At 65.9% G+C, this 25,399-nt stretch carries 28 protein-coding genes; 15 read left to right on the forward strand and 13 right to left on the reverse strand.

Going from position 1 to position 25,399, the window contains the following annotated elements; translation table 11 throughout:
• Nucleotides 1-32 precede the first annotated feature (32 nt).
• On the forward strand, nt 33-1,001 hold the full coding sequence (locus VCK47_RS15440) for a GlxA family transcriptional regulator (protein WP_322891606.1): 969 nt from the start codon (nt 33-35) through the stop codon (nt 999-1,001).
• Here VCK47_RS15440 and VCK47_RS15445 read toward each other — a convergent pair.
• The 4 genes from VCK47_RS15445 to VCK47_RS15460 are packed head-to-tail and all read right to left on the reverse strand — an operon-like array spanning nt 988 to nt 5,209.
• A complete protein-coding gene (locus tag VCK47_RS15445; protein ID WP_322891605.1) occupies nt 988-2,535 on the reverse strand; it encodes a 5-guanidino-2-oxopentanoate decarboxylase in 1,548 nt (515 codons plus the stop codon). The genes VCK47_RS15440 and VCK47_RS15445 overlap by 14 nt on opposite strands.
• Complete coding sequence (locus VCK47_RS15450) at nt 2,532-3,710, reverse strand: pyridoxal phosphate-dependent aminotransferase (protein ID WP_322891604.1); 1,179 nt, start codon at nt 3,708-3,710, stop codon at nt 2,532-2,534. Before VCK47_RS15450 ends, VCK47_RS15445 begins: the two co-directional genes overlap by 4 nt.
• A gap of 3 nt (nt 3,711-3,713) precedes the next feature.
• Nucleotides 3,714-4,343 carry a TetR/AcrR family transcriptional regulator gene (locus VCK47_RS15455; RefSeq protein ID WP_322891603.1) on the reverse strand — a complete coding sequence of 210 codons (630 nt, stop codon included), beginning with the start codon at nt 4,341-4,343 and terminating at the stop codon, nt 3,714-3,716.
• Nucleotides 4,340-5,209 (reverse strand): dimethylarginine dimethylaminohydrolase family protein, encoded by an 870-nt coding sequence (locus VCK47_RS15460; RefSeq protein WP_322891602.1) that lies wholly within the window; start codon nt 5,207-5,209, stop codon nt 4,340-4,342. The genes VCK47_RS15455 and VCK47_RS15460 overlap by 4 nt, the downstream gene beginning before the upstream one ends.
• Before the next feature lie 194 nt (nt 5,210-5,403).
• Between VCK47_RS15460 and VCK47_RS15465 the strand changes: the two genes are divergently transcribed.
• From VCK47_RS15465 to VCK47_RS15480, 4 genes are read left to right on the forward strand one after another with little or no spacing between them, the layout of a single operon-like run.
• A complete protein-coding gene (locus tag VCK47_RS15465; RefSeq protein WP_322891601.1) occupies nt 5,404-6,171 on the forward strand; it encodes a transporter substrate-binding domain-containing protein in 768 nt (255 codons plus the stop codon).
• A gap of 14 nt (nt 6,172-6,185) precedes the next feature.
• The gene (locus tag VCK47_RS15470; protein WP_322891600.1) at nt 6,186-6,929 is read left to right on the forward strand and encodes an ABC transporter permease; all 744 of its coding nucleotides are present in this window, start codon (nt 6,186-6,188) and stop codon (nt 6,927-6,929) included.
• The gene (locus tag VCK47_RS15475) at nt 6,926-7,717 is read left to right on the forward strand and encodes an ABC transporter permease (RefSeq protein ID WP_322891599.1); all 792 of its coding nucleotides are present in this window, start codon (nt 6,926-6,928) and stop codon (nt 7,715-7,717) included. The genes VCK47_RS15470 and VCK47_RS15475 overlap by 4 nt, the downstream gene beginning before the upstream one ends.
• 18 nt (nt 7,718-7,735) lie before the next feature.
• The gene (locus VCK47_RS15480; protein ID WP_322891598.1) at nt 7,736-7,882 is read left to right on the forward strand and encodes a hypothetical protein; all 147 of its coding nucleotides are present in this window, start codon (nt 7,736-7,738) and stop codon (nt 7,880-7,882) included.
• Between the two features lie 50 nt (nt 7,883-7,932).
• On the opposite strand, the gene VCK47_RS15485 is transcribed toward VCK47_RS15480, so the two are convergent.
• The 5 genes from VCK47_RS15485 to VCK47_RS15505 all read right to left on the reverse strand — a co-directional run bounded on the left by VCK47_RS15485 (nt 7,933) and on the right by VCK47_RS15505 (nt 11,758).
• Nucleotides 7,933-8,745: a sulfite exporter TauE/SafE family protein gene (locus VCK47_RS15485; protein WP_322891597.1), complete on the reverse strand. Its 813-nt coding sequence runs from the start codon at nt 8,743-8,745 to the stop codon at nt 7,933-7,935.
• The gene (gene modC / locus VCK47_RS15490; protein ID WP_322891596.1) at nt 8,742-9,839 is read right to left on the reverse strand and encodes a molybdenum ABC transporter ATP-binding protein; all 1,098 of its coding nucleotides are present in this window, start codon (nt 9,837-9,839) and stop codon (nt 8,742-8,744) included. The genes VCK47_RS15485 and modC overlap by 4 nt, the downstream gene beginning before the upstream one ends.
• Nucleotides 9,836-10,546: a molybdate ABC transporter permease subunit gene (gene modB / locus VCK47_RS15495; protein ID WP_322891595.1), complete on the reverse strand. Its 711-nt coding sequence runs from the start codon at nt 10,544-10,546 to the stop codon at nt 9,836-9,838. Before modB ends, modC begins: the two co-directional genes overlap by 4 nt.
• Nucleotides 10,546-11,322: a molybdate ABC transporter substrate-binding protein gene (gene modA, locus VCK47_RS15500; RefSeq protein WP_322891594.1), complete on the reverse strand. Its 777-nt coding sequence runs from the start codon at nt 11,320-11,322 to the stop codon at nt 10,546-10,548. Before modA ends, modB begins: the two co-directional genes overlap by 1 nt.
• A 64-nt stretch (nt 11,323-11,386) precedes the next feature.
• The gene (locus VCK47_RS15505; RefSeq protein ID WP_322891593.1) at nt 11,387-11,758 is read right to left on the reverse strand and encodes a winged helix-turn-helix domain-containing protein; all 372 of its coding nucleotides are present in this window, start codon (nt 11,756-11,758) and stop codon (nt 11,387-11,389) included.
• 159 nt (nt 11,759-11,917) lie between these two features.
• Here VCK47_RS15505 and VCK47_RS15510 point away from each other — a divergent pair, with 159 nt between their 5' ends.
• Complete coding sequence (locus tag VCK47_RS15510; protein WP_322891592.1) at nt 11,918-12,583, forward strand: sugar transferase; 666 nt, start codon at nt 11,918-11,920, stop codon at nt 12,581-12,583.
• Here the strand turns inward: VCK47_RS15510 and VCK47_RS15515 are convergent.
• Complete coding sequence (locus VCK47_RS15515) at nt 12,580-13,305, reverse strand: metallophosphoesterase (protein ID WP_322891591.1); 726 nt, start codon at nt 13,303-13,305, stop codon at nt 12,580-12,582. The genes VCK47_RS15510 and VCK47_RS15515 overlap by 4 nt on opposite strands.
• Before the next feature lie 127 nt (nt 13,306-13,432).
• Between VCK47_RS15515 and VCK47_RS15520 the strand changes: the two genes are divergently transcribed.
• Together VCK47_RS15520 and VCK47_RS15525 are read left to right on the forward strand one after the other, a co-directional pair.
• Nucleotides 13,433-13,690: a spike base protein, RCAP_Rcc01079 family gene (locus tag VCK47_RS15520; protein WP_416236688.1), complete on the forward strand. Its 258-nt coding sequence runs from the start codon at nt 13,433-13,435 to the stop codon at nt 13,688-13,690.
• A 3-nt stretch (nt 13,691-13,693) separates the two neighbouring features.
• Nucleotides 13,694-15,298 carry a hypothetical protein gene (locus tag VCK47_RS15525; protein ID WP_322891589.1) on the forward strand — a complete coding sequence of 535 codons (1,605 nt, stop codon included), beginning with the start codon at nt 13,694-13,696 and terminating at the stop codon, nt 15,296-15,298.
• Here the strand turns inward: VCK47_RS15525 and VCK47_RS15530 are convergent.
• On the reverse strand, nt 15,289-17,214 hold the full coding sequence (locus tag VCK47_RS15530) for a polysaccharide biosynthesis tyrosine autokinase (RefSeq protein WP_322891588.1): 1,926 nt from the start codon (nt 17,212-17,214) through the stop codon (nt 15,289-15,291). The genes VCK47_RS15525 and VCK47_RS15530 overlap by 10 nt on opposite strands.
• 130 nt (nt 17,215-17,344) lie before the next feature.
• Between VCK47_RS15530 and VCK47_RS15535 the strand changes: the two genes are divergently transcribed.
• From VCK47_RS15535 to VCK47_RS15565, 7 genes are read left to right on the forward strand one after another with little or no spacing between them, the layout of a single operon-like run.
• Nucleotides 17,345-18,577, forward strand: coding sequence for a hypothetical protein (locus VCK47_RS15535; protein ID WP_322891587.1), 1,233 nt, complete (start codon nt 17,345-17,347; stop codon nt 18,575-18,577).
• The gene (locus VCK47_RS15540) at nt 18,562-19,902 is read left to right on the forward strand and encodes an oligosaccharide repeat unit polymerase (protein WP_322891586.1); all 1,341 of its coding nucleotides are present in this window, start codon (nt 18,562-18,564) and stop codon (nt 19,900-19,902) included. The genes VCK47_RS15535 and VCK47_RS15540 overlap by 16 nt, the downstream gene beginning before the upstream one ends.
• Nucleotides 19,895-20,458, forward strand: a complete 564-nt coding sequence (locus VCK47_RS15545) for an acyltransferase (RefSeq protein ID WP_322891585.1) — start codon at nt 19,895-19,897, stop codon at nt 20,456-20,458. Before VCK47_RS15540 ends, VCK47_RS15545 begins: the two co-directional genes overlap by 8 nt.
• Nucleotides 20,455-21,579 (forward strand): glycosyltransferase, encoded by a 1,125-nt coding sequence (locus VCK47_RS15550; RefSeq protein ID WP_322891584.1) that lies wholly within the window; start codon nt 20,455-20,457, stop codon nt 21,577-21,579. Before VCK47_RS15545 ends, VCK47_RS15550 begins: the two co-directional genes overlap by 4 nt.
• Nucleotides 21,576-22,115 carry an acetyltransferase gene (locus VCK47_RS15555; RefSeq protein WP_322891583.1) on the forward strand — a complete coding sequence of 180 codons (540 nt, stop codon included), beginning with the start codon at nt 21,576-21,578 and terminating at the stop codon, nt 22,113-22,115. Before VCK47_RS15550 ends, VCK47_RS15555 begins: the two co-directional genes overlap by 4 nt.
• Nucleotides 22,112-23,014, forward strand: coding sequence for a glycosyltransferase family 2 protein (locus VCK47_RS15560; protein ID WP_322891582.1), 903 nt, complete (start codon nt 22,112-22,114; stop codon nt 23,012-23,014). The genes VCK47_RS15555 and VCK47_RS15560 overlap by 4 nt, the downstream gene beginning before the upstream one ends.
• Nucleotides 23,011-23,760 (forward strand): glycosyltransferase family 2 protein, encoded by a 750-nt coding sequence (locus VCK47_RS15565; RefSeq protein ID WP_322891581.1) that lies wholly within the window; start codon nt 23,011-23,013, stop codon nt 23,758-23,760. Before VCK47_RS15560 ends, VCK47_RS15565 begins: the two co-directional genes overlap by 4 nt.
• Here VCK47_RS15565 and VCK47_RS15570 read toward each other — a convergent pair.
• Both VCK47_RS15570 and VCK47_RS15575 read right to left on the reverse strand, forming a co-directional pair.
• Nucleotides 23,751-24,692: a phosphatidate cytidylyltransferase gene (locus tag VCK47_RS15570; protein WP_322891580.1), complete on the reverse strand. Its 942-nt coding sequence runs from the start codon at nt 24,690-24,692 to the stop codon at nt 23,751-23,753. The genes VCK47_RS15565 and VCK47_RS15570 overlap by 10 nt on opposite strands.
• Entirely contained in the window at nt 24,689-25,330 is a 642-nt protein-coding gene (locus tag VCK47_RS15575) for a lysophospholipid acyltransferase family protein (protein ID WP_322891579.1), read from the reverse strand. Before VCK47_RS15575 ends, VCK47_RS15570 begins: the two co-directional genes overlap by 4 nt.
• Nucleotides 25,331-25,399 lie beyond the last annotated feature (69 nt).

A 25,399-nucleotide genomic window follows, 5' to 3' on the forward strand; every position in this document is an offset into this window, starting at 1 on the left:
CGCGGGGTGGCTTGGCGATTTACGAAAGACTTATGGCGATATCCGAAACCATCTTTGCGGCGTCCGACCAGCCGCTCGACATCGCGGTGCTGGTGCTGCCGCGCGCCTCGATCCTGGAGGTTGCGTCGGTGCTGGACCCTTTGCGCAACGCGAACCGGCATCTGGGGCAGGACAGGTTCCGCTGGCGGGTGGTGTCGCCTTCGGGCGCGGATGTGCCGCTGACCTGCGGGATTGCCTTGCCTGCGATTGGGCCACTTGCGGCGGCAGAGGGTGCCGATGCGCTGATCGTCGTGGCAGGCTACAACCAGTCCGAGGTCGCGACGCGCCCCCTGATCGCGGGTCTGCGCCGGATCGCGGGGCGGTTCCGCGCGGTGGGGGCGGTGGATGCCGGACCTTGGGTGCTGGCGCGGGCAGGGCTGTTGGATGGCCACCGCGCGACCGTGCATTGGGAGGATCTGGAGGATTTCGCCAGCGCCCATCGCGCAGTGGACGTGGTGCCGGACCGTTTTGTCATCTCGCGCAATCGCTTCACCGCAGGCGGTGCCGCCCCTGCCGCTGATCTGATGCTGCATCTGATCGGCGCGCGCTGTGGCGCAGGGCTGGCGGGGCAGGTGGCCGCATCGTTCCAATACGAGCCGCAAGCCGATGGCAGCCGCCCGCAGCGCCCCGGCCTGTTGCCTGTCGCCCGCGATGCGCGGCTGGCGGGGGCGCTGGCGCTGATGACTGCGCATCTGGAGGACCCGCTGCCGCTGGAGACGATTGCGCGCGCGCAGGGGCTGGGCCTGCGCCGGATGGAGCAATTGTTCCGCGAGACCTTGGGGCAGGGGCCGGGGGCGGCCTATCTGGACCTGCGGTTGCAGATGGCGCGGCGGATGGTGACGGATACGCGCCACGATCTGCGCGATATTGCGCTGCGCTGCGGGTTCGTCGATCCCACCAGCTTTTCGCGGGCCTTCCGGCGGCGGTTCGGTGTGCCGCCCAGCCGGATCAGGTCGTCGTGACGGGGGGAAGGGTGACTTCGATCAGGCGCGGGCCGGGGGTGGTGGCGTCAATTGCATCGGGCGTTGTGCACGTAAACGGCAGGCCGCAGGCGCGTGCGATGTCCGCGAAGTCCGGCGGGCGCGGGGTGCAGCCCAGCACCTGCGCACCTGCGGCTTTCATCGCGCTGGCGATTTCGCCGTACCCTGCGTTGTTGAAGACGATGAAGGTGATGTCGAGGTTTTCTTCGACTGCTGTCAGCAATTCACCGGGGCTGAACATCAGCCCGCCATCGCCGATCAGGCACAGGATGCGTGCGTCAGGGGCTGCCAGCGCCGCGCCCACCGCCGCCCCCGGCGCATAGCCAAGCGCGCCGTAGCCTGTCGCCGCATTGAACCAGCCGCAGGGCCGGTCGTGGTCGTAATAGAGGTTGCCTGCGTAGATCACTTGTGTGGAATCGCCGACCATGATGGCGTCAGGGCAGGTGTCGCAGAGGCGATCCAGCACGGCGATCTCGGCGGCATAGCCTGCGGGCAGGGCGGCAAAGGCCGCCTCGCGCGCTCGGGCTGCGCGGTCCGCACCATCTGCGCTGGTCGCACCTTGCAGCTGCGGCAGGATCGCGGCCAGATCGCCTTGCAGCACGACGGCGGCGGGGTGGCGTCCCAGTTGCGCGGCATCGATATCGACGCGGATCATCTGGGTAAGGTCCGGCAGGCCGCCATCGTCATACATGTCCCAATCGGTCGGCCCGATTTCGGACCCCAGCACCAGCAGCTGATCTGCCGAGGCGATCAGGTCGCGCACTGGCGCAAGGCTGGGGGAGGCAGGCACGACCAGCGGATGGCCATGCATCAGCCCGCGCGCATTGGTGGTCAGGATCACCGGCGCGCCAAGGCGGTCTGCCAGCGCTTGCAGCGCCGCACCCGCGCGACGGCAGCCGCCACCGGCGACAATGACAGGGCGTTGCGCCTGTGCCAACAAGGTATTCGCGGCGCTAACATCCGGCAGGGCGTCGAGGGCTTGGTCGGCGATGCGGCTTGGCGTATCGGGCGCCTCTGCCGCCATCAGGTCGAGCGGGATTTGCAAATGCACCGGCCCGCCGCGCCCCGTGGTCAAGGCGACAGCGATCTGGTCAAGGATCGCGGGCAGATCGTCGGGTTGGTCCAAATGAAAGGCAGGCCCCAGTGTTTTGGTCAGCGCCAACTGGTCGGGCAGTTCATGCAAATGCCCCAGCCCTTTGCCCAGACTGTCCCGCCGGTTCACGCCGGAAATCACCAGCATCGGCACAGAATCCGCGCGCGCCTGCGCCATCGGCGTCAGGATATTCGTCAGCCCCGGTCCGGTAATCACCAGCGCCACGCCGAACCGCCCCGACACCCGCGCATAGCCGTCGGCCATGAAGCCCGCCCCCGCTTCGTGGCGCGGGGTGACATGGCGGATGCCCGCGTCGGGCAAGGCGCGGTAAAGCTCGATCGTATGCACGCCGGGGATGCCGAAGATCACCTCGGTTCCCATGTGCTGCAACCAGCGCACCAGGCTTTGTGCGACTGTGGTCATCGTGGCCAACTTTCGGCAAAGCGTTTGATGCGGATGCAAGCCTCGCGCGTGGCGTCGTCGCTCGCGTTGAGCGCCAGCCGCAGCCAACCCTCAAAGGCTTTGCCAAAGGACGCGCCGGGCATGACGGCGACGGCCTCGGCCTCCAGCAGCGCCAGCGCAAAGGCTTTGGAATCGCGGCTCAGCGCGCGGATGTCGAGAAGGGCGAACATCCCCGCCTCGGGCTTGTGGACATGCAGGTCCGCCACACCGTCAAGGGCGGCGTGGATGATGCCCGCGCGCCGCGCCATGCGGGCGGCCATCGCGGTGGCAAGATCGGGCGTGCCCGCCACGGCCTCTGCCGTCATGTCGGCGATGAAAGGCTGTGATCCGAACAGCATGGTTTCCGACAAGGGCAGGGCGCGGGTGCAGAATGCGGCAGGCCCGCAGACCCATCCTGACCGGAACCCCGGAGCGGCATGCGATTTCGAGATCGAGGCGGTGACGACCACACGCTCCTCATAGGCGGGATTGGCGAGTGCCGAGGTAAAGACCGCACCGTCATGGGTCAGGTTGCCGTAAACCTCGTCCGAGACGACCCAGAGGTCATGTTCCGCTGCCAGCGCGCAGATCGCGTCCAGATCGGCAGGCCGCAAGATCGCGCCCGTGGGGTTATGCGGCGTGTTGAGCATGATAACGCGCGTCGCAGGCGTGATCGCCGCCGCCACATCCGCCGCTTGCAGGCGGAAGGCATTGGCGGGGTCGAGGCTGACAGGGACCGGCACGGCACCGGAGGCACGGATCAACCCCTCATAGGTCGCATACATCGGATCGCCGAGGATCACCTCGCAGCCCGGATCGCAAAGTGCTGTGAGCACCAGATACAGCGATGTCTGCGTGCCGGGCAGGCAAAGAAAACGGTCGGTGCCGATATTGCGGCCCGTCAGGGCACTATACTTGCCCGACAGCGCCGCCAGCAGCGCGGGCTCGCCGCGACCGTTGGAATAGCCGGTGCGCCCCGCGCCCATTGCGGCAATGGCGCTTTGGATCAGCGTGTCAGGCGTCGGCACATCGGGTTCGCCGATGGTCAGGTTGATGATCGCGTCGCCTGCGCGGATGCGCGCATTGGCGGCGGCGCTCAGCACCCATTTATCCGACCCCAGCCCGGCAAGGCGGGTGGTGACATCTGCATATTGCATCATTTACTCCGGCAGTTTCAGATCAAGCAGCCGCGCAAAGGCGCGGATCGCAATGGTGCGCATTTCGCCTTGGGCGAATTGGTCGGGCAGGACGGACGCCTCGATCCAGAGCCCGTCGAGCAGCGCATTGCCCGCGATGGCAAGGGCGCGTGTCGTGGCCCTGTCATGGGGTTTGCCCGCCGTGCGCAGGGCGTCAGCGATCATCCCCTCCAGCCGGTCGCGGAACGCGAGATAGGTCGCCTCGTGCACGTCGCGCATCGCGGTATCGCGGGGCACCAGTTGCATGGAAGCCGCCCACAGCGCCATGGCGCGGGAATCGACGACAGGCGGCGTGACCGCATTTGTTATGAACCCCGCCAGCCGTGCCAAAGGGTCGGCGGGCAGGTCGTCAAGGGCGGCGGCACTCGCCTCGGTCATGCGTGTCATCAGGGTTTCGTGGGCGGCGGCGACAAGGTCTTCCTTGGTGTCGAAATAGTGCTTGATAAGGCCGGGTGTGACACCCGCCTTGATCGCAATCGCGCGCACGGTTGCCGCCTGGGGGCCGCCTTCGGCGATGCAATCCAGCGTGGCGTCGATCAGCGCAGCACGGCGCGCCTCCTCGCCTTCGCGCTTGAAGGTGCGACGGGGGGTCATGCGCGCAGGACCGGACGGGTCAGGCAGGTGGGGCCACCTTCGCAAGCGATGCACAGCGCGTCGCCATCGAACACCTGAACGGTGCAGCCTGCGTTTTCCATCAGGGCGCGGGTCTGTGGGAACCCGTCGACCATCACCACATCGCGGGGGCGCAGGGCCAGCACGTTCAGGCTCAGCCCGTTCGAGGCCATGAATTCATCCTCGGGCGCGTGCAGCAGGGTCCAGCCGCGCGCGCGCATCTCCGACCACAGCGCATAGGGCAGCAAAGGGGCATGAATCAACGCGATATCGGGGCCGAGTGGCGAGACCAGCGACATCAGATGCAGGCAGGCGGCGGGGCCGGTCCAATAGGGCAGGTCATAGGCCTGCACGGTAATGGCGTAAGGGCGCAGGATGTTGGATAGCGCGTCGATCCCTGCCTGATTGGTGCGCACACCGCGCCCCACGGCCAAAGTCTGCGGATCAAGCCAGAAACAATCGCCCGATTCGACTGTTGCATCACCGGTCAGACGACCGATCACCGGCACGCCGAGGCTGTCGTAGAACGTGGCATGCATGTCCGGTTCGCCACGGCGCAAGGCCTTGCCCATGTTCAGGATCACGGCACCGTGGCGGGTCACGAATGACGGGTCCTGCACGAACACCGCATCCGACAACCCGTCATCGGCGGATGGCATCCAATGCACCTCTGACCCGCTGGCGGTCACGATCCGCGCCAGTTCCGCATGCTGGATTTCCGCACGGGCAGGGTCGAACCCTGCGCCATAATGCCAGTCCTGCGGGCGGGCCTTGGCCATAGCGGGGCCGGGCGCGCGCATAATGACGGCTGCAAGGGGTTTTGATCGGTCTTCGGCACCAAAGCGCATATCGTCCATCTTCTGCTGAAATTATACACTTGAATAATTGCTGCCATTTTGGCCAGATACAATCACAAAAATGTTGCGATGCACTTTGGCGTGCCGCAGCGTTGGACAACGCCGCGCCGATGCGGGTGCTGCGGGATGATCAAAAGTGCAAGAAGCGCAAAAGCGCTCTTATGTTCAACAAGGAGAAAGACATCATGAAGACACTGACCCTTCTCGCGACCACCGCCCTGATCGCTGTCGCCGGTCTGGCGCAGGCCCAAGAGGTCCGCATCGGTATCGCGGCTGAACCCTATCCGCCGTTCGCCTCGCCCGATGCGGCGGGCAACTGGGTCGGCTGGGAGGTCGAGATCATCGACGCCGTCTGTACGGCAGCCGCGCTTGATTGCGTGCTGACGCCTACCGCTTGGGACGGGATTATTCCCGCGCTGCTGTCGAACCGGATCGATGCGATCATGGCCTCGATGTCGATTACGGCAGACCGTCTGCAGACGATCGATTTTTCCGACCCCTACTACAACACGCCAACCGTGATCGTGGGCCAGCGTGACACCGAAATGGACGCGACGCCCGAAGGGCTGGCAGGCCGCGTGCTCGGCGTGCAGGTCTCGACCATCCACCAGACCTATGCGCAGACCTATTTCGAAGGGGCCACTGAATTGCGCACCTACCAGACACAGGACGAGGCGAACCAGGATCTGGCCGCAGGCCGGATCGACGCGACACAGGCCGACAGTCTGGCGATGGATGATTTCCTTGCCAGCGATGCCGGTGCCTGTTGTGAAGTGAAAGGTGCTGTTGCCATGGACGAAGCGATCCTTGGGTCCGGCGTTGGCGCGGGTATCCGCAAAGGCGATGATGCGCTGCGAGAGGCGATCAACGCAGGCATCGCCGCGATCATCGCCGATGGCACCTATGACGAGATCACGGCGCGTTACTTCGCCACCTCGATCTACGGCAACTAAGCCCGGCGCACCGGGTGTTGGACTGGCTATATGCCCTCTGGCCGGGGCTGGAAACATCGGTCGGTCTTTTGTCCCTCCAGCCGCCGGGCTGGGGGGGTAATCTTTTGCGCGGCGCATGGGCAAGCCTGCAGATCGCACTTGGGGCTTTCGCGCTGGGCCTGCTGATCGGCACGTTCGGCGCACTGGGCAAGCTGCACGGCGGGCCTGTGACGCGCGATCTGCTGTCGGTCTATACGGTCGTCGTGCGGGCGGTGCCGGAGCTGATCCTGATCCTGATCCTCTATTACGCGGGCACGGACCTGCTCAATCAAGCACTGCAAGCCATGGGGCGGCGACCCGTCGAGATTTCTGGCGTCGTCGCTGGCATCGCAGTGCTAGGCATCGTGCAGGGCGCCTATGCGACCGAGGTCCTGCGCGGCGCGATCCAGTCCGTGCCGCGCGGCCAGCACGAGGCCGCGCGCGCCTATGGCATGGGCGCGGTCCAGACATTCCGGCGCATCACCATTCCTGCGATGCTGCCTTTGGCGCTGCCGGGCCTGTCGAACCTGTGGTTGATCGCGACCAAGGATACAGCGCTTCTGGCCATCGTGGGCTTTTCCGAACTGACGCTGGAGACGCGGCAGGCGGCAGGATCAACCCGCGCCTATTTCACATTCTTTCTCGCGGCGGGGGCGCTCTATCTGATGATGACGCTGCTGTCGGGCCGCATCTTCGGCTGGATCGAGGCGCGATACCGGCGCGGGCAGGTGCGGCAATGAACCGGCAACGGATTGCAGAAGAGGTGTTCGTGCCGCACCGGATCGTCATGGTCGCGGTGGCGCTGGGCCTTGTGGTCTGGGCGGCGCTTTCAATGCGCTGGGACTGGATTCCGCGTTACTATGATCTGGCATTGCGGGGTATCTGGCGGACATTGTGGCTGCTGGGCCTCAGTTGCCTGATCGGGTTCATGCTAGCGGTGCCTTTGGGTCTGGCGCAGGCGGCGGGGCCGCGGTTTCTGGCAGCACCCGCGCGCGCGTTCTGCACGGTGATCCGTGGCACGCCGCTGCTGTTGCAGTTGTGGCTGATCTATTTCGGCGTCGGCAGCCTGTTTCCGCAATTCCCCTGGATCAGGGAAAGCGAGCTTTGGCCCTATCTGCGGCAGGCATGGCCCTATGCATTGTTAGCCCTGTCGCTCAGTTTCGCGGGTTACGAGGGCGAGGTGATGCGCGGCGCGTTCAAATCCGTCGCCGGTGGCCAGCTAGAGGCTGCGCGGTCCATGGGCATGGGCCGTTTTGCGATCTTCCGGCGCATTTGGTTCCCGCAGGCCCTGCAGCGGGCGCTCCCGACCTTGGGCGGCGAAACCGTGCTGCAACTGAAGGCGACGCCGCTTGTCGCGACAATCACCGTGATCGAGATTTATGCGGTGTCCAGCCGCGTGCGGCAGGACACGTTCATCATCTATGAACCGCTCTTGCTGCTGGCGGTGATCTATATGGTGATCGCAGGCCTGCTGGCGCTAGGCTTCAAGCTGCTCGAACAACGGTTCAATCGCGGGATGGTGGGCTGAAAGCGCATTGCCTGCCCGGTGCCACGGAACCAGACCGCAGATGCCGCGTTTGATGTCGAGATTGCGACATTCACGAGAGGTACAACAATGCGCGGAATTCTTTTGTGGTTCATCGGCCTGCCGATTCCTGTCATCATCCTGCTTTATCTGTTCGGCGTGCTCTGAGCCTTTGCCGCTGTCCGGGTGCTGTCGGGTCGCGGTCCCGGCGTCCTTGCCTATCGATTTTGGGGAAGGTGCCGGAACACGCCCCAAGCCGACCAGATCAGGATGATCCCTAGCCCAAGCTTGAGCGTCTGCGACGGCACATAGCCGAGCGCAAGCGCCCCAAGCACAGCGCCCAGCACCGACCCTATCCCCAGAGGCAGGATCGTCACACGCCAGACCACGCGGTCGCGCAGCACCGATCCCGCACCAAAATGCCGTAACAGCCCGACGGCAATCGTGGGCATCCCGACCAGCATCGACAGCGACCCCGCCACTTTGATGTCAACGCCAAACAGCAGGACGAACACGGGGATGATCAACTCGCCTCCGGCCACTCCCAGCAGCGACGACACAAGGCCGATCACGATACCGCAGGCGGCTGCGATACTCACAGTCGCAACCAGATGATCGCTGACAAGGCGGACAGGCTGGGTCACGAACACCCCCTCAGCGATCAGCACCAGCCCCAACAAGACCAGCAGGATCAGGATCAGCCGACCCAACAGTTTGTCGGACACCTTGCGCAACCAGCCCGCACCGACCCATGCCGCCGACATTGCACCGCCGAGCATCCCCAGAACCGCTGGCAGATGTGGTGCGATCTGATCCAAATGTACGACAGCCATGCGGAAGGGAAAGGCTGCAGCCAGCACGATGAAACTGGCGACCAGATTGACGGCAACCGCCTCGCGCGGGGAAAAACGCAGGACGCCCACAAGCGCGGGCAGACGGAACTCTGCGCCGCCAAGGCCGATCAGCCCGCCAGCCGTGCCGACAATGGTCCCGACGCCGAACGACCACCACGGGTGGGCCGGTCGGGTCATGTTGCCGATGTCACGCTGCCGGTGCCTACATCGTCCGGCGCCACGGCGACCGACTTGATCACGGCGTGACAGGTCTGCCCTTTGGCCAGCCCCATCGCCTCGGCGGACCGGCGGGTGATGCGTGCGGCTAGGCGGTCCTCGCCCACGGCCAGCGTGACCATCGCGCCCGGGCCGTCGCCAAGGCGCAGATCACTGATCGTGCCGTGCAGGATATTCAGCGCGGACAGCCCCACAGGCCGGGCGCGCGACAGGATCACATCCTGCGCCATGATCCGCACCCGCAGCGTCGCACCCGCCGCGTCACCGATGCGCGGCAGCCAGAGGGTGCCTGCCGCTGTCGCCAGTTCCGTCAGCCCGTCGGCGTGATGCGCCACAACCTGCGCGGTCAAAAGCGACGCCGCACCGCGCGCGCCGACCACACCGACATCGCCCAGCACTTGCGCGGGTGGTCCGCAGGCGATCACGCGGCCCGCGCGCAGGGCAACTACGGTCGTGGCCAGCCGCGCCACCTCGGCCGAGGCGTGGCTGACGTAAAGGATGGGCACCGCCACCTCGTCGCGCAGGCGTTCGAAATAGGGCAGGATTTCGGCCTTGCGCGCCTCGTCCAGCGCGGCCAGCGGTTCGTCGGCAAGGATCAGGCTTGGCGCTGACAGCAGCGCCCGCCCGATGGCGACCCGTTGCTTTTCGCCCCCCGACAGCGTGGCGGGGCGGCGGGTCAGCAGATGGCCGATGCCCAGCATCTCGACCGTGCGGTCCATGCTGGCGGCGCGCGCCTCGCGCGGCGCGAACCAGCGCCCGTAGGCAAGGTTCTGGCGCACGCTCAGATGCGGGAACAGGCGGGCGTCCTGAAAGATATAGCCGATGCGCCTGCGGTGCGGGGCGATATGACGGGGTGTCGCCGTGTCGGTCAGCACCTGATCACCGACCGCGATCTGCCCCTGATCGGGGCGCAAAAGGCCGGCGACGGCATTGATCACCGTTGTCTTGCCGGACCCCGAGGGGCCGAAAAGGACGCTGACACCGGGCGGCAGGTCGAGATCGACATCGAGGTCGAACCCCGCGAAACCGTGCTGCACCTTGATCCGCAGCGTCATGATCCCGCCACCCGTTTTGCGACCCGCCGTGCGAGGTATTCGGACAAAAGCAATGCCGCCATGGCGATCACAATGGCGATGATGACCAGCCGCGTCGCTTGTTCCTGCCCGCCTGGCACCTGCAGAAACGCATAGATCGCGGAGGGGATCGTCTGCGTCTGTCCGGGGATGTTGGACACGAAAGTAATCGTCGCCCCGAATTCCCCGATGGCCTTGGCAAAGGCAAGGATCGATCCTGCGATGATGCCGGGCAGGATCAGGGGCAGGGTTACGGTGGCAAAGACCCATGCCCGCGATGCGCCCAGCGTGCTGGCGGCGGCTTCGAGTTTGGGGTCTACGGCCTCGATCGCGAGCCGGATCGCGCGGACCATCAGCGGAAAGGCCATGATCGCCGCAGCAACGGCAGCGCCCGTCCAGCGGAACGACAGGACGATGCCGAACCATGCTTCAAGGAATTCACCCACCGGCCCCCGTCTGCCAAAGGTGATCAGCAGCAGATAACCTGTCACGACAGGCGGAAGGATCAGCGGCAGATGCACGATGCCGTTCAGCAGCTGTTTGCCCCAGAAATTCCAGCGCGCCAGCGCATAGGCGACAAATATCCCCAAGGGCAAGCTGGCAAGCGTCGCCCAGAACGCCACGCGGACCGACAGGCGCACGGCTTGCCATTCCGCCGGACCCAGCCAGTTTGCCCATTCGGCCCCCATCAATCCGGCACGCTGAACCCGTAGGACTGCCAGATCGTACGCGCGTTGTCCGATGACAGGTAGTCAAGGAATGCCCCGGCATGGGGGCTGTCGCTTTGCGCGGTGATCGTGGCGGGATAGGTGATCGGGTCATGGCTGCCTGTGGGGAAGGTGCCGATGACGCTGACTTTGTCGTCGGCAGCGGCGTCGGTGGCATAGACGATGCCGAACGGGGCCTCGTTCAGCGCGACAAAGGACAGCGCGATGCGCGGGTTATCCGTTTGCGCGACCAAGGGTGCCACACTGTCCCAAAGCCCCAGCGAGGTCAGCGCCGCCTTGCCATAGATGCCTGCAGGTACCGCATCGACCAGCGCCATCGCCAGCCGCCCTTCGCCCAGCATGCCCGCCAGATCGAGGCTGGCGTCGATACGTACGGGGGCCACATCCTGCCCATGCGCGATCAGCACCAGCGTATTGCCCAAGATATCGCGCCGCGTGCCGCCCTGCAGATCGCCCGAGGCCGCGACCGCGTCCATCCAGTCCACGCTGGCCGAGATGAAGATATCTGCAGGCGCGCCTTGCACGATCTGGTTGGCCAGCGCCGATGACCCTGCATAAGACGTGGTGACGGACAATCCGGTTTCGACTGTCCACGCCTCTGCCACGCTGTCGAGCGCGCCTGTCAGGCTGGCAGCCGCAAAGACCGTGACATCTTCGGCGGTCGCGCGCAGCGGTGCTGCGAGCAACAGCAGCGCTGCGGCACCAGTCAAAGGCAAGCGGGCGAGGGACGGGGGCATCGGTCTCTCCTGACTGATATGTTTTGTAAAACATATCGCAGCTTCTGTGCAAATCGGGCAAGCGTTATTTTTCGTCGGGAATATCCCCCAGCATCGCCTGCAACTGCGCGATCTGGGGCGCTGCCGCCTTGGCGGCGCTGTCTTCAATGGCGCGGTAAAGCTGCAGCACCTGTCGTCCGGTGGCGGTCAGAACCGCACCACCACCACCCGGGCCGCCGCGCGTGCTGTCCACCAGCGGCGTGCCGAACATCGTATTCAGCATGCCGATGATCTGCCAGGCGCGCTTGTAGCTCATGTTCATCTCGCGTCCGGCGGCGGCGATGGACCCGCAGCGGTCGATGCGTTCCAAAAGCTCGGCCTTGCCAGGGCCAAGCATGCCCGCCGCACCGAAAACGATGCGAAGGCGCAGGGCAGGTGTGGCGGCGGTTTCGGTCATGCGTTGACTGTCCGGCGCGCGGCGCGGAAAGGCAAGTGGCATGAAAGCCCGCGTCACCCTGTTGGACTTAACCAGTCCTTAACCACGAATCGCCATTCTTGGTACAGGCCGGATGCAGCAGCGCGCCCGATGCCAGCAGGACAAAGGCGGTGTGTGGTTATGTCGGATGTGTCTCATCTTAGTGTGTTTCGTGCCGGTCCCGACAGTCAGCCTGCCAGTGATGCGGCATGGTCACGCGCTGGCTTGCCGCCCTTGTCCAAGCGGGTATTCGACCGCGCGGTGGCCATGGCCCTGCTGATGGTTCTTGTGCCGGTCGGCGCTGTGCTGGTGGTCCTCAACCCTTTCCTGAACGCGGGGCCGCTGATCTACCGGCAAGACCGGATGGGCTATCAATGCCGCCGTTTTGCAGCCTTCAAGTTCCGCACGATGCGACGCGCGAAAGGGCGCGAACGCGGGGCCTTCGATGCGCTGGAGGCAGACCGGATCACCGTGCTGGGCCGGTTCCTGCGCAGGTCGCGGCTGGATGAATTGCCCCAGATCATCAACGTCCTGCGCGGCGAGATGAGCCTGATCGGCCCGCGGCCCGACAGTTATGACCATGCTTGTGTCTATCTGCGCGACATCGCGGGCTATGCCGAACGCCACAGCGTGCGGCCCGGTATCAGCGGGCTGGCCCAGACCGAGGTGGGCTATGTCGACGGGATCGACGGGATCAGGCGCAAGGTGGCAGCGGATCTGCATTACATCGCGCATGCCTCGTTCCGGCTGGATCTGTGGATTGCGTGGCGCACCATCGGCGTGGTGCTGGCACGCAAGGGGGCCTAGAACGGACGGACCCTGCCGTCGCCGATGATTACAGCGGTCAAATTGCCGGTTTTCCACGCACCCGTGTCGATCGACACCACGCCGTCGCGGATGGTCAGTTGCGGCACGATGCTGTGGCCATGTACGCACCAGACCCCGTCGTGGCGCGGCACCACGCCGAAATCGGGATGTCCCCAGGCCATCGCCTTGGGCACCTGATCGGCCAGCGGCAAAGCGGGATCTGCCCCCGCGTGCAGGACAGCGACATTGCCGCTTTGCCACCAATAGGGAAGGGATTGCAGCCAAGGCACGGTGTCACCCATCGTGGCCAGCAATGCCTCGCGTATGGGGGCGAAACCGGCGGGGGGCATATCCTCGGGCAGGTCGGTGATGCCGTAGCTTTCCAGCGTCGCCCGCCCGCCATAGCGCAGCCATGTCCGGCCGGTCTTGCGCGGTCGGCGCAGAAAGCGCAGCAGCAGGTCTTCGTGATTGCCGCGCAGGCAGATCAGCTCTATCCGCGCCGCGTGGTCCTGCAGCAGACGCAGCACGCCCGCGCTGTCGGGGCCATGGTCGATGTAGTCGCCTACCAGCACGACAGGCAGGCCTTCCGCTGCCGCGCGGTCAAGGACGGGGGCCAGCAGATCGGCGCGACCATGCACGTCGCCCACCGCGACAAAGGGGTGGTCGGGCAGGAGCGGCGCGCCGGCAAAGCCATCAGGGGGCAGGTGATCGGGCAAAGGCATGTGGGGCGTTCTACCGCACTGCCCCGAGGCTTGGCCAGCACCGTTGCCTTGGGTCCCGCGCGGTTGCGCAACGGCGCTTTCAGACAAAGGCGGCATCATGGCCGCTGCAACCAATCTGGAGTCTCCGATGCCCGATCCTTTCAGTGCCGATTACGTCAACCTGACTTCGCCCGCCGTCGCGCATTATGTCGTCTCGCCGTCGGACAGCGCGGACCTGCCGGTGCGCCCGCGCGCGATTTTCGTGCAAAGCGCGGGCACGGCGGCCCTGCAAGACAAGGACGGGCAGGTCGTGACCTATGATGTCGCGGCAGGGGCCGTGCTGTCGATTCGGCCGGTGCGGATTCTGGCCAGCGGCACGACGGCGCAGCTTGTGGCGTGGTACTGATCGATGATCGGGTTGGAGCTTTCGCCGGCCTATGCAGCACCCGCCGCGCGCGACCCGCTGGCGGGGTTTTTCGCCAAAGGCACAGGCGCGCAGGTGGCGCTTGGCCTTGGTCCGCAAGGCGGGCTGACTGTCTGGACCGAAACCGGCCCCGCGACCGCCGCTTGCCTGCGACTGGACGGCGCGAACGCGGGCACCCGTCTGTCATGGCGCGAAACGCTGACATGTGCCTTGCGCAAGGTCTATCCGGTGGCGGCTTTCGGGCTGTCGGCGGGCTGGTCGCAGTTGCAATCCTCGGGCTCTGGTCTATCGGGCAGCTATACCGGCAACCGCGCGGTCAGCACCTCGTCGCTGACGGCTACGATCAGCGTGGCGGTGGACCGCGCAAAGCCCTACGACCTCTGGGTCTGTTTCACGGGGCGCACGTCCGGCGGCTATTGCCGTGTCGATATCGACGGCGCGCAGGTGCTGGTCGATGCGATCGGCGATCCGGCGGCGCTGGGGTTCAAGGCGTTCAGCACGCACACCGCCACCGACATGGCGCGCCGTCGCAGCATCCGCGTGGCCACCGGCCTGACCGGCAGCCATACCGTGACCCTGTCGCACGGGGGGGCTGCCACCCCCGGCGGCACCAGCCTGATGATCGAGGCCGTGGCGCTCAGCGCCGATCTGACCGACGACGGCATCCTGCCCCCTGTCTGGCAGCCGGCGACCCCTTACGTCATGGGCGACGAGGTGCAATGGCAGGGCACTTTCTATGCCGCCCGCGCGACGGGTGTCAGCGGGGCCATACCGCCTGCGCATCTGTCGGGGATCGGCGGCGATGGCGGGATCGACTGGCGCGCCGACAACCGCCCGACCTATCCGCAGGTGCAGGCGATCGACTATCCGTCCGAGCGGGAATATGCCGCACGCATCGTCATCGCTGGTGCCGCAACCGAAATTGGCGGTCAGACCCATGGCCACGAGGCGCTGGTGTCGCGCAGCGTGATGCTGGATGCGCAACCTTTCGTGCCTGTCACCACCGGCACCGGCTTGGCCGTGGGCACCGAGGTCGTGTCGGTCGAAAACACCACGTGGCAGCGCGCCAGCGGCGGCGATATCGGCGAATGCCAGATGACCCGCCGCATCACGCCCGGTGCCGTGCGCCATGACGTGCAGATCACGCTGACAGGGCCGGATGCCACGGTGGACTGGCTCTATCTGGGGATGTTGCCCTTGGTGCATTGGGATGGCGAAAGTGCGGCCATCGCGGTGCAGACCGTCGCCGGACCGCAGGATAGCGTGGCACTGGCGGACTTCGTAGGCCAGACCCCCGCGAATATCGCCTTTGGCACGGCTGGGCGTCTGGGGCTGAGCGGGCGCGGGGTGACGGGTGATCTGCGCTATGGTTGCGAGGCCGCCGCTTCGGGCATTGCAGGCAATCTTGTCGGGCCGGTCACGACATTCCTGCGGCCTAATATCGACGGGCGTAGCGCGGCGGGATCGCTCGACTGGATCGCCAAGGCCTATATTGCGGCGGATTTGCCCGCGGGCACGGTGATGCGGGCAGGCGATGTGATCGGCTTTTCCAGCCGGCATGTCATGGCGGTGACACCCGTTCAGGCGTGAAAATACCCCCGCCCGTAACGCGCGAAACCGATCCCGCCGCGTTGCGCCTGCAGGCGGCTGTTGACCTGTGTCAGGGTCAGTCCGGTGATCTGCACCTCGGCCGCTGCCAGTTTTTCGGTGGCGGCCAGCAGGACTGCGGCGGGCGTCTTGTCCCAACGCACGGCAAAGACCACCGCATCGACATGACGCGCAAGCGCCAGCGCATCGGGCACCGGCACCACAGGCGGCGCGTCGATCACGACAACATCATAGGCTGCGCGCGCTTGTGCGATCACATCGGCAAGCCCCGGCAGAAACAAGGTCTCGGCGCCGGTCGCCTGTTGCGCGCCGCCCGCCAGCAGATCGACGCCGGGGATCGGGCTTGGTTCGGTCGCGGCTTGCAGCGCGATATGGCCAAGGATCACTGCTGCCAGACCGTCGGTGCCCGCCAGCCTGAAATAGCGACGGAACGCCCCTTGCCGCAGGTCGCAATCGATCAGCAAGACCCGTTTGCCAAGGCTCGCCATGCTATGCGCAAGCCCGATGGCCTGCGTGGTCTTGCCTTCGCCGGGGATGGCCGAGGTCGACAGGATAACCTGCGGCACCGCCGCCCCGCGCAGCAGCAGGGCGGTCCGCAGATGGCGATAGCCTTCGGTCGCAGCGGTGGCATCGGCGGCTGTCAGCGCCGCAAGCAGCCGCGCGGGCCTGCGCGAAGGCAACAGCGGCAATTGCGCCAGCACCGGCAGGCCGGTCGTGTCCTGCAAGGCGGCTGCATCGCCGAAACCGCGCCGCAGGCTGTGCCGCAGCGCCACCAGCATCAGCCCGCCCAAGGCACCCACAACCGCCGCGATCTGCAGCAAGAGCACCTTTTGTGGGCCGATGTATCGCGCCTCGGTCGCGGGGTTGAGCACGCGGCTGTCGGGCGCGATCTGGCCCATGTGCAACGTCAGCTCTTGCATCAGCCTCTGGTAGTCCGCCTGCTGGGCAAGGTTCGCGTCAAGATCGGCCTGCAGCCTATCGCGGGCCTGACTGGCCGCGGTCAGCGCGTCCAGCTCTGCGGCCAGATCATCGTGGCTGGCCCGAAGCGCTGCGGTCTGCGCCGTCAGCCTTTGGCGGTTTGCCGCGTCACCCGCGCGGTCTAGGGCAGCCGTGGCGCTGGTCAGCCGCGCCGCGGTGTCCAGCAACTGCCGCCCCAAAGTGTCGCGCCGCTGCGGGTCTTGCAGGCCCAAGGCGGTGATCTCTGCCGTCGTGGCCGTCTGGGCCTCGCGCAATCCATCCGTGCGATCGGACAGCCACGCCATGCTGTCGGCCGCGCGGGTCCGTTTCTGCGCCACCTGATCCGCCAGATAGACCGCCGCGAGCGTATTGGCGATTGCGATGGCGCGGTCGGGGTCGCCTGCGGTGACCGTCACGCGCAACAAATCGCTGTCGCGGGGGTTTTCGATGCTGATCGCATTGCGCAGGTTCTGCACCAGTTTGGCGGCTTTGGCCGCGGCATCTGGCGGCACCTCGACCTGCCCGAGTAGCAGGTTGCGCAGTCTTGTGCGGATGCCTGTGACAGACAGCGCAGGCACGGGCGTCAGATAACGGTTGAACGCGGGGTCCTGCTGCAGATCTAGCCGGTTGATCACCTGTTCCAGCGTCGGTGTCGCCAGCAATTGCTGGATATGCGTGCCGGGTTTCACGGTCTCGGCCGTGGTGCCTGTGCCCATCCGCGCGGGGACCGCGCGCGTGTCGATCAGCGTCACGGCGGCATGGCGCGGGCTGGCCAGCGCAAAACCGTAATATCCCGCCATCAAGACCGTCAGGCCGGTGATCAGCGCGATGATCCATTTGCCTGCCCAGACCACGCGCAGCATCTGGCCGAGATCAACAGGTGCGGTACGGTCAAGTTCGACAAACGCGGGCACCGATGATGGCAGGGGCGGGCGGGACATCTGGCGGGCTTTCCAATCTGCGGGGCCCTCTCCTGAAACCATAAACTGGTTAAGACAAAATTAATCACAATGAAGGATCACTCAACAGGCGCGGTCGTGGTGACCGCGTGGTTTAGGTGGTTTGCGTGTCATGATGGCGTTCCTGCGACATTGCCTGCATCAGCCTGCCGGTCTTGGCATCATGGTCAGGGGTGGCTTGCTGGCGGCAAATGTCGCGGTTCTGCTCGGGCTGGTTGTCCTGCTTGGGCTTGACGGCTTCGGCGTGCTGATCGTCGCTTGGGGGCTGGCGCTGGTGGCTGCGACAGTGCTGGGTTTGGGCGGGCCGCTCATCTTGCTCGCGCGGTTGGGTGACGGCGCGGGAATGCATCCGCGGGCTGTCGTTTTGTTGTGTTTCGTCTTTCCCTTCATTGCCGCCGCCGTTGCCGCGCTGGTCTTGCCCCTGATCTGGCCAGGCCTTCCGTGGCGGGCTGTGCTGGCCGCTGCCATCGCGGTCAATCTTGCCTCTTGCCTTGCCAGCATCCTGCGCGCGCTGGGATCGGTGCATCTGTCGATGATCCTGCGCGATGGCGCGCCTGTGCTGGCGCTGGGGGTGGCCGGACTGACGGGTCTTGCGCCGTCCGTGATCCTGTGGGGGACGGCACTGATCCTTGGCGTGATCTGCCTGCTTGCTACGCTACTGGTCTTGCGGCATCCGCTTCGTCCCACGCTGATTGGGCGAGGCAAACCCGCGGGAGCGCTGACAGCGAACCTCTGGGCGACATCCGTGCTGGGCATGGTGCTGGCGCAGGTCGATATCGTCGTCGGCGGCCAGTTTTTGACGCCCGAGCAGATCGGGGTCTATGCGCTGCTGCGGCGGCTGGCGAACCTTGTGGCCTTGCCGATGTCGGTCGCGACTTGGGTCAGCGCGGGACGGATCAGCGCCGCCCACGCCGATCGCGACCTGCACGCCCTGCAAAGCGCCAGCGACGCAGGCGCGCGGATTGCCCTTTTGCCGGGTCTTGGGCTCGCGGGGCTGACGCTGCTGGCGCTGCCTGTGCTGATGGTCTGGCTGCCGGACCTGCCGGTGCCCGTTCTTTTGGTGCTGCTGGGCGGGACGCTGGTGCAACTGGCCTTTGCGCAGGGGACGACCGTGGCCACCCTGACAGGCGGCGGGCATCTGGCCGCCTTGGCGCGGCTGGCGGGTGTGCTGTGCTATCTGGCGCTGTTCCTGCTGGTCGCCCCGCAGGACGCGATGGGTAACGCGCTGGCCTATGCCTGCGCCACCAGCCTTTGTTCCGCGCTGTTGTGGGTCTGGGTCTGGCGCGGCATGGGCGTCAACACGCTGGCCCGCCTCGTGGGGAGGCCCGCATGGCGGATGTCCTGACCATCGCGCTGGCCGCACTTTGCACGCTGCTGCCGTTCTGGATTGCGGCGCGGCACGGGTTGCTGGCTTGGGTCTCGCCCCTGCATCTGTTGGGCTATTTCTGCGCCTTGGGATTTCTGGCAAAGGCGTTTGCCTATGCCCTGGCCCCCGACCTAGCGTTCTACGCAAGGTTCGATCCCGCTCCGGGGGCGGCGTTGGTGGGGGCGATCTATCTGGGCGGGTTTGTGGCGCTGATCTGCCTTGGCTATCTGCTGGCCTGCGCTCCGCAGCCAGCACCTGCGCGGATCGTGGCCGCGCGCGGGGTTGCGGCGGGCGTGCAGCCGATGGGCGCGCTTGTCGCTCTCGCCTTGACAGTGACGGTGGTCACGGTCCTGCTGATCCTGCGAGCCCGCGGCACAGGGCTGCATGAGGCGGGGCTGCTGTCCGCGCTGAACCGCGCCAAGCAGATCAACGTCAACGCCGATGGTGTGGGCGCAACGCTGGCAGGGATCAAGACGCTGTTCGTGATCCCCAAATTCGCCTTTGTGCTCTGTCTCGCGCAGACGATCCTGCACCCATCCGCGATGCGGGTGGCGATGACGCTGGCACTGGCGGCGGCGCTGGTCGGGATCGCGCTGGTGTCGGGCGACCGGTTCGAGCTGGTGGAACTGGCGGTCTATGCGCTGGCGACCCACGCCATTCTGGGCGGGCGGCTGGGCTGGCGGCAGGGCGTTCTGGGGCTGGCCTGTGCCACCGGCATCGTGATGCTGTCGGCCTATATGACCGAACTGCGGCTGGGCGCGGAGGGGGCCAGCCTCCTGCGCCAGATCATCGGATCGACCTATTTTCTGGATTTCAATGTCGCGGTCATGGTCACGGGCCATGTCGAACCCGGACAGATGCTGCTGGGGCAAAGCTATGGCTGGTGGGCCTTTGGCTGGGTGCCGCGCGACATCTGGCCGGACAAGCCCGCCATCGACCTCGGCGTCTATTTCAAGCGCGAGGTGATGGGGCTGGCCACAGGCGGCGCGTTCAATGTCACAGGACCGGGCGAGGCGTTTATCAACTTCGGCTGGGCGGGGCTGGCGGTGGCACCCGCGCTGGGCTGGGTGTTTCGCAAAGGCGAGGCGTTCCTGCTCGACCCTCGCCGCACCGCGCGGACGGGGTCGGCGTTCCTCTATCCGGTGCTGTTCTATCCCTTCGTGCAGGCCTGCCTGCAATCCTCCTTTAGCGCCTTTGTCGTGGGGGCCGCGGCGCAATTGATTCTGATCCTGCTGATCCGTGCGCTGTTCATCCGCCGCCTGCGCTGGCGGGCGGTGCCAACCGAAAGGCTGTCCCATGCATAATAGTGTTCTGCGCGCCCTGCGCCTGCCTGCGCAAATCCACCGCCGGTTGGGGCTGATCCTTGCCACGCTGTGGCACCGTGCAACGCTGGCGCAGGTCGGCGCGGGCAGCCGGTTCCAGCCCGGAGTGCGGTTTGATGATCCCTCCGCGGTCAGCATCGGGGCGGGATGCTATATCTGGCGCGGGGTTGAAGCCTCTGCCGAGACAGGCCGCGCCGGGCTGCGCATCGGGGACGGTGTGCAGATCAACCGTGATGTGCATCTGGACACGACAGGCGGGCTGGTGATCGGGGATGGCACGCTGATTTCCGAAGGGGCGGTGATCTATACCCATGACCACGGACTTGACCCTTGGTCGGTGCCGCAGCCGATGGTCAAGACCATTGGCGCGGGCGTCTGGATCGGCCTGCGCGCCGTGATCCTGCCGCAGTGCCGCCGGATCGGGGATGGCGCGGTGATCGGGGCAGGGGCGGTTGTGACGCGCGATGTGCCGGCGGGTGCGGTCGTTGCGGGCAACCCCGCGCGGATCATCGGCCAGCGCGCAAGGGTGGCGGCATGAACATCCTGCACGTCACCCCGAGCTTTTATCCCGCGACCTTCTGGGGCGGGCCGATCTTTTCGACCAAGGCGATTTGCGACGGGATCGCCGTCACCCACGGCTTTGATCTGCGGGTGCTGACGACCGATGCGGCGGGGTCTGCGGTGGGCGACAGGGTGCGGCGCGTGCCTTTGCCTTACCGCGTGGATTACGCGTGCCGGATCGCGGGGCATAGCATCGCACCGGGGTTGCTCGCGCCTCTGCCTGCCGCGATGATCTGGGCGGATGTGGTGCATCTGACGGGGACCTATTCCTTTCCGACCTTGCCAGTGCTGGCACTGGCGCGGGCGATGGGCAAACCGCTGGTCTGGTCGCCGCGCGGTGCGTTGCAGGCGACGCAAGACTGGCCGGACGCCCCCCGCATCAAGGCCAAGCATCTGTTGGAGAGAGTGGCGCAAGTCCTGCGCCCGACTGACACCGTGCTGCATGTCACGGCCGGGGTCGAGGCCGCGCAAAGTGTCGCGCGCCTGTCCGGTATCCAGACGGCCGTGATCCCGAATTGCGTGACGATTCCCCACGTTGCGCCGCGCCTTTACCGCCCGCAAGGTGCGCTGCGGTTGATGTATCTGGGGCGGCTGCATCCCAAGAAAGGTATCGACCTGCTGATCGCAGCCCTGCCTGCGCAGGCGACGCTCGACATCTATGGCACGGGCATCCCCGCGCATGAGACCGCCCTGCGCGCCGCCGCCCAAGACAATACCCGTATTCGGTTTCACGGCGATGTGCAGGGCAGCGCCAAGACGCAGGCCTTTGCGCGCGCCGATCTCTTCGTGCTGCCCAGCCATAGCGAGAATTTCGCCATCACCGTGGCCGAGGCGCTCGCCCATGGCGTGCCGGTGCTGACGACGACCGGCACGCCGTGGCAGCGGCTGGATATGATAGGCGCGGGAGCCTGCATCGACCTTGCGCATGACGATTTGGCTACCGCGATCGCGCGGCTGGCCAAAGGTGATCTGGCCGCGATGGGAGCACGCGGGCGCGACTGGATGATCCGCGATTTCTCGCCCGATGCGATGGTGGCAGCCTTCGCCACGCTCTACCGCGCGCTTGCCACGGGCGCGCCCCAGATGGTGCAGGCATGACGACACATATCGACATCACCGCCAACCGGCGCGCGCGCAACTGGTCGGCCAGGGCGCAGATGGCGCGCATCCTGTGGGGGCTGTGCCAGCCCTTGTTCCGGTTCAGCCCGCGCCCGTTCTGGGTCTGGCGGGTCTGGCTGTTGCGGCTCTTCGGTGCGCGGATCGGGCGCGGGGTGCATATCCATCCCACGGTGCGCATCACGATCCCATGGCACCTGCATATCGAGGATCAGGCCGCCGTGGGCGATCGCGCGATCCTTTATGCGCTGGGGCCAATCCATATCGGGCCGCGCGCGACGGTGTCGCAGAATGCGCATCTGTGTGCAGGCAGCCATGACTGGCGCGACCCCGCACGCCCCTTGCTGCGCCCGCCTATCGTGATCGGGCCGGATGCATGGGTCTGTGCGGATGCCTTCGTCGGCCCGGGGGTGGTGATCGGGACAGGGGCGATCCTTGGCGCGCGCGGCGTGGCGCTGCGCAACCTGCCGGCGCGGCATATCGGACAAGGCAATCCGATGCAGGTCAGACGGCAATGACCGCCCTGACCACCATCATCCTGACCCGCGACGAGGCACTGCATCTGCCCCGCGCGCTGGCGTCATTGCAAGGGGTCGCCACGCGGATCATCGTCGTGGACAGCGGATCGACAGACGCGACTTGCCAGATTGCGCGCACGGCAGGGGCAGAGGTCTGGCAGCATCCCTGGACCAATTACGCGCAGCAGTTCAACGCCGCACTCGACCGGCTCGGGGCAGGGGCGGGATGGGTGCTGCGGCTGGATGCGGATGAATATGTCACGCCGGAGCTTGCCGCGCAGATCAATGCCGGACTGCCCGATGCGGCGGGGATCTCCGTGGGGCGCAGCATGTGGTTTCAAGGCCAGCCTGTCCGCTATGGCGGCCTGTTTCCCGCGCGGATGCTGCGGCTGTTCCGCCAAGGGCACGGCCGGGTCGAAGCGCGCTGGATGGATGAACATATCGTCGTGAACGGCCCTGTCGCGCATCTGTCGGGGCAGATCATCGATGACAACCGCAAGCCGCTCGATTGGTGGATCGCCAAGCACAACGCCTATGCCAGCCGCGAGGTGGTGGATATCCTCAACCAGCGGCACGGGTTTCTGCCTGTGCAACCCGCACCCGCAGGCGCTGCGGGGGCGAAGCGCTGGATCAAGGACAATCTCTACGCGCGCCTGCCCTGCGGAATGCGGGCGGGGGTCTATTTCCTCTACCGCTACATCCTGCGCGGCGGCTTTTGGGACGGCGCGCAGGCCCGCGCGTTTCATGTGCTGCAAGGGTTCTGGTACCGCTATCTGGTCGATGCCAAGCTGGCCGAGGTCGAACGCTGCATGGCGCAGACGGGGGCAGGCCCCGTCGCCGCGATCCACTCCGTGCTGGGGATCAACCTGTTCCCCGAACCCCGAAAGGATGCTGCATGAAAATCTCGGTCGTCACGGCCGTGCGCAACGGGGCTGCGACCCTGCCGAGGATGCTCGATAGCCTGCGCGCACAGACGCATCCTGATCTGGAACATGTCGTGCAGGACGGGGCCTCGACCGATGGGACAGTCGAACTTCTGCGCGCGCAGGGGCTGGCGGGCATGGCACTGGTCTCGGCTGCGGACGGCGGGATTTACGAGGCGATCAACGCAGGGATAAGGCGCGCGACGGGCGACGTGATCGGCCTTTTGCATGCCGATGACGTGCTGGCGGATAGCACCATTCTGGCGCGCGTGGCCGAGGTGTTGGCCGACCCCGCCATCGACGGTGCTTACGGCGATCTGCACTATGTCGCGCGCGCCGATCCGTCCCGCGTGATCCGGCACTGGCGGGCAGGCGCGTTCAGCCCGCGCGCGCTGGCCCGTGGCTGGATGCCGCCGCATCCCACGCTCTATCTGCGGCGGGAGGTTTTCGACCGCGCAGGGCTCTATGACACGAGCTATCGCATTTCGGGGGATTATGACGGGATGCTGCGGTTTTTGACCACAGGGCAGGTGCGGCTGGCCTATATCCCCCATGTCATGGTGCGCATGCAGATGGGCGGCGCGAGCAACCGCAGCTTTGCCCAGATGATCCGCAAAAGCCGCGAGGATTACCGCGCGATCCGGCGGCATGGTGTGGGCGGGATCGGCACGCTGGTGGCCAAGAACCTCGGCAAACTGCCGCAGTTCTGGGGTCAGGTGTAGAAATACCGCGTCAGGTGGTAAAAGATCGGTGCTGCAAAGATCACAGAGTCCAGCTGGTCCACGAACCCGCCCTGACCGGGGATCAGATGCGACCAGTCCTTGACCCCACGATCCCGCTTGATCGCGGCAAAGACGATGCTGCCGAACATGCCGACCAGTGACGCCGCCCCCGCCATCGCCATCGCGCCAAGGGGCGCAAAGGGCGTGATCCAGCTGAGCAAGCCCCCGATGACCATGGCACAGGTGACACCGCAGGCCACACCTTCCCATGTCTTCGGCGACAGGCCGGGGGCGATTTTGGTGCGCCCGATCCGGCGGCCGAAGAAGTATTCCAGCAGATCACCCAACTGCACCACCATCACCAGAAAGGCGATCAGTAGCACCGCGCGTTCGCTGTAATCGGGCAGGTCCAGCGTCATCAGCGCAGGCACATGGCTGACGCAAAAGACGGTAATCATCAGCGCCCATTGGGTTTCCGCCACCCGCACCAGAAAGCGGTTCGCATTGCCGCGCAGGGCGGACACGATTGGCAAAAGCAGGAAGGCATAAACGGGGATGAAGATGGCGAACAACCCGGTCCAGCCCATGCCGACAAAGACATATTGCAACGGCAGGACCACAAAGAACGCCAAGGCCAGCGCGATGTGATCTGCCTGCGTCTTTGCCGTGAGCGTCAGGAATTCGCGCAAGGCGGCGAAGGATACGAAGGCAAACAGGATCATCACCCCTACCTTGCCCGTCAAAAGCGCAATGCCGACAAAAGCCACCATGCCCCACCAGCTTTGCACGCGGGTCATGTAGGTTTCCAAGACCGGATTGGGCATGTCCGCAGGCTGGCGCGCACGCAACACCTCCCCCAATACGGTCAGTGCGATCAGGATGCTGAAACTGCCAAAAGCCAGCAGCAGGATATCGGCGGTGGTGCTGGTCATGGGCGCACCTCAGGTGCAAGGGCCACCAGTGCATCTGCGGCACGGCGCAGGAAATCATCCTTGCTTTCACCCTCCTGCACATGGATCGGCGCGCCGAACGTGACGGTGCAGATCAGCGGCAGGGGGATCACCTCGCCTTTGGGCATGATGCTGGTCAGGTTGGCAACCCATGTCGGCACGAGGTCCACGTCAGGCCGCGCGCGGCCCATGTTGTAAAGCCCCGCCTTGAACGGCAGCAGCAGGTCGTCGGTCATGTTGCGGTTGCCTTCGGGGAAAATGATGAGCGACGAACCTTCGTCGAGGGCGGCGAGGATCTTGTCCATCGGTTTGTCGTCCACCTCGGGGCGGCGGTCGATCAGGACGCAGTTGAACACCTCTGGCCCGACAAAGGCGCGCAGCTTGTTCTTCAGCCAGTAATCCGCCGCCGCCACGGGCCGCACATCGCGCCGCAGAGCGGGGGGCAGGCAGGACCAGATCATCGGCATGTCGGCGTTGCTGGTGTGGTTGGCGAAATAGACGCGCTGGCGCGGCACGGGTTCGATGCCTTGCCAGTCCGCGCGCACCGCCGTGATCGCGCGGGCAAAGATGCGGATGGCGTGGCCTGTGATGCGGGCGGCGAACTGGCGCAGGTATGACATGAACGTGACTTTGGCGAAGCGTTTCGGTTTTGGAAAGGGGGAACCCCGCCCGTGATCGCACGGGCGGGG

Origin of the sequence: Yoonia sp. 72 (assembly GCF_034652275.1) — a bacterium.
Lineage (GTDB): Bacteria > Pseudomonadota > Alphaproteobacteria > Rhodobacterales > Rhodobacteraceae > Yoonia.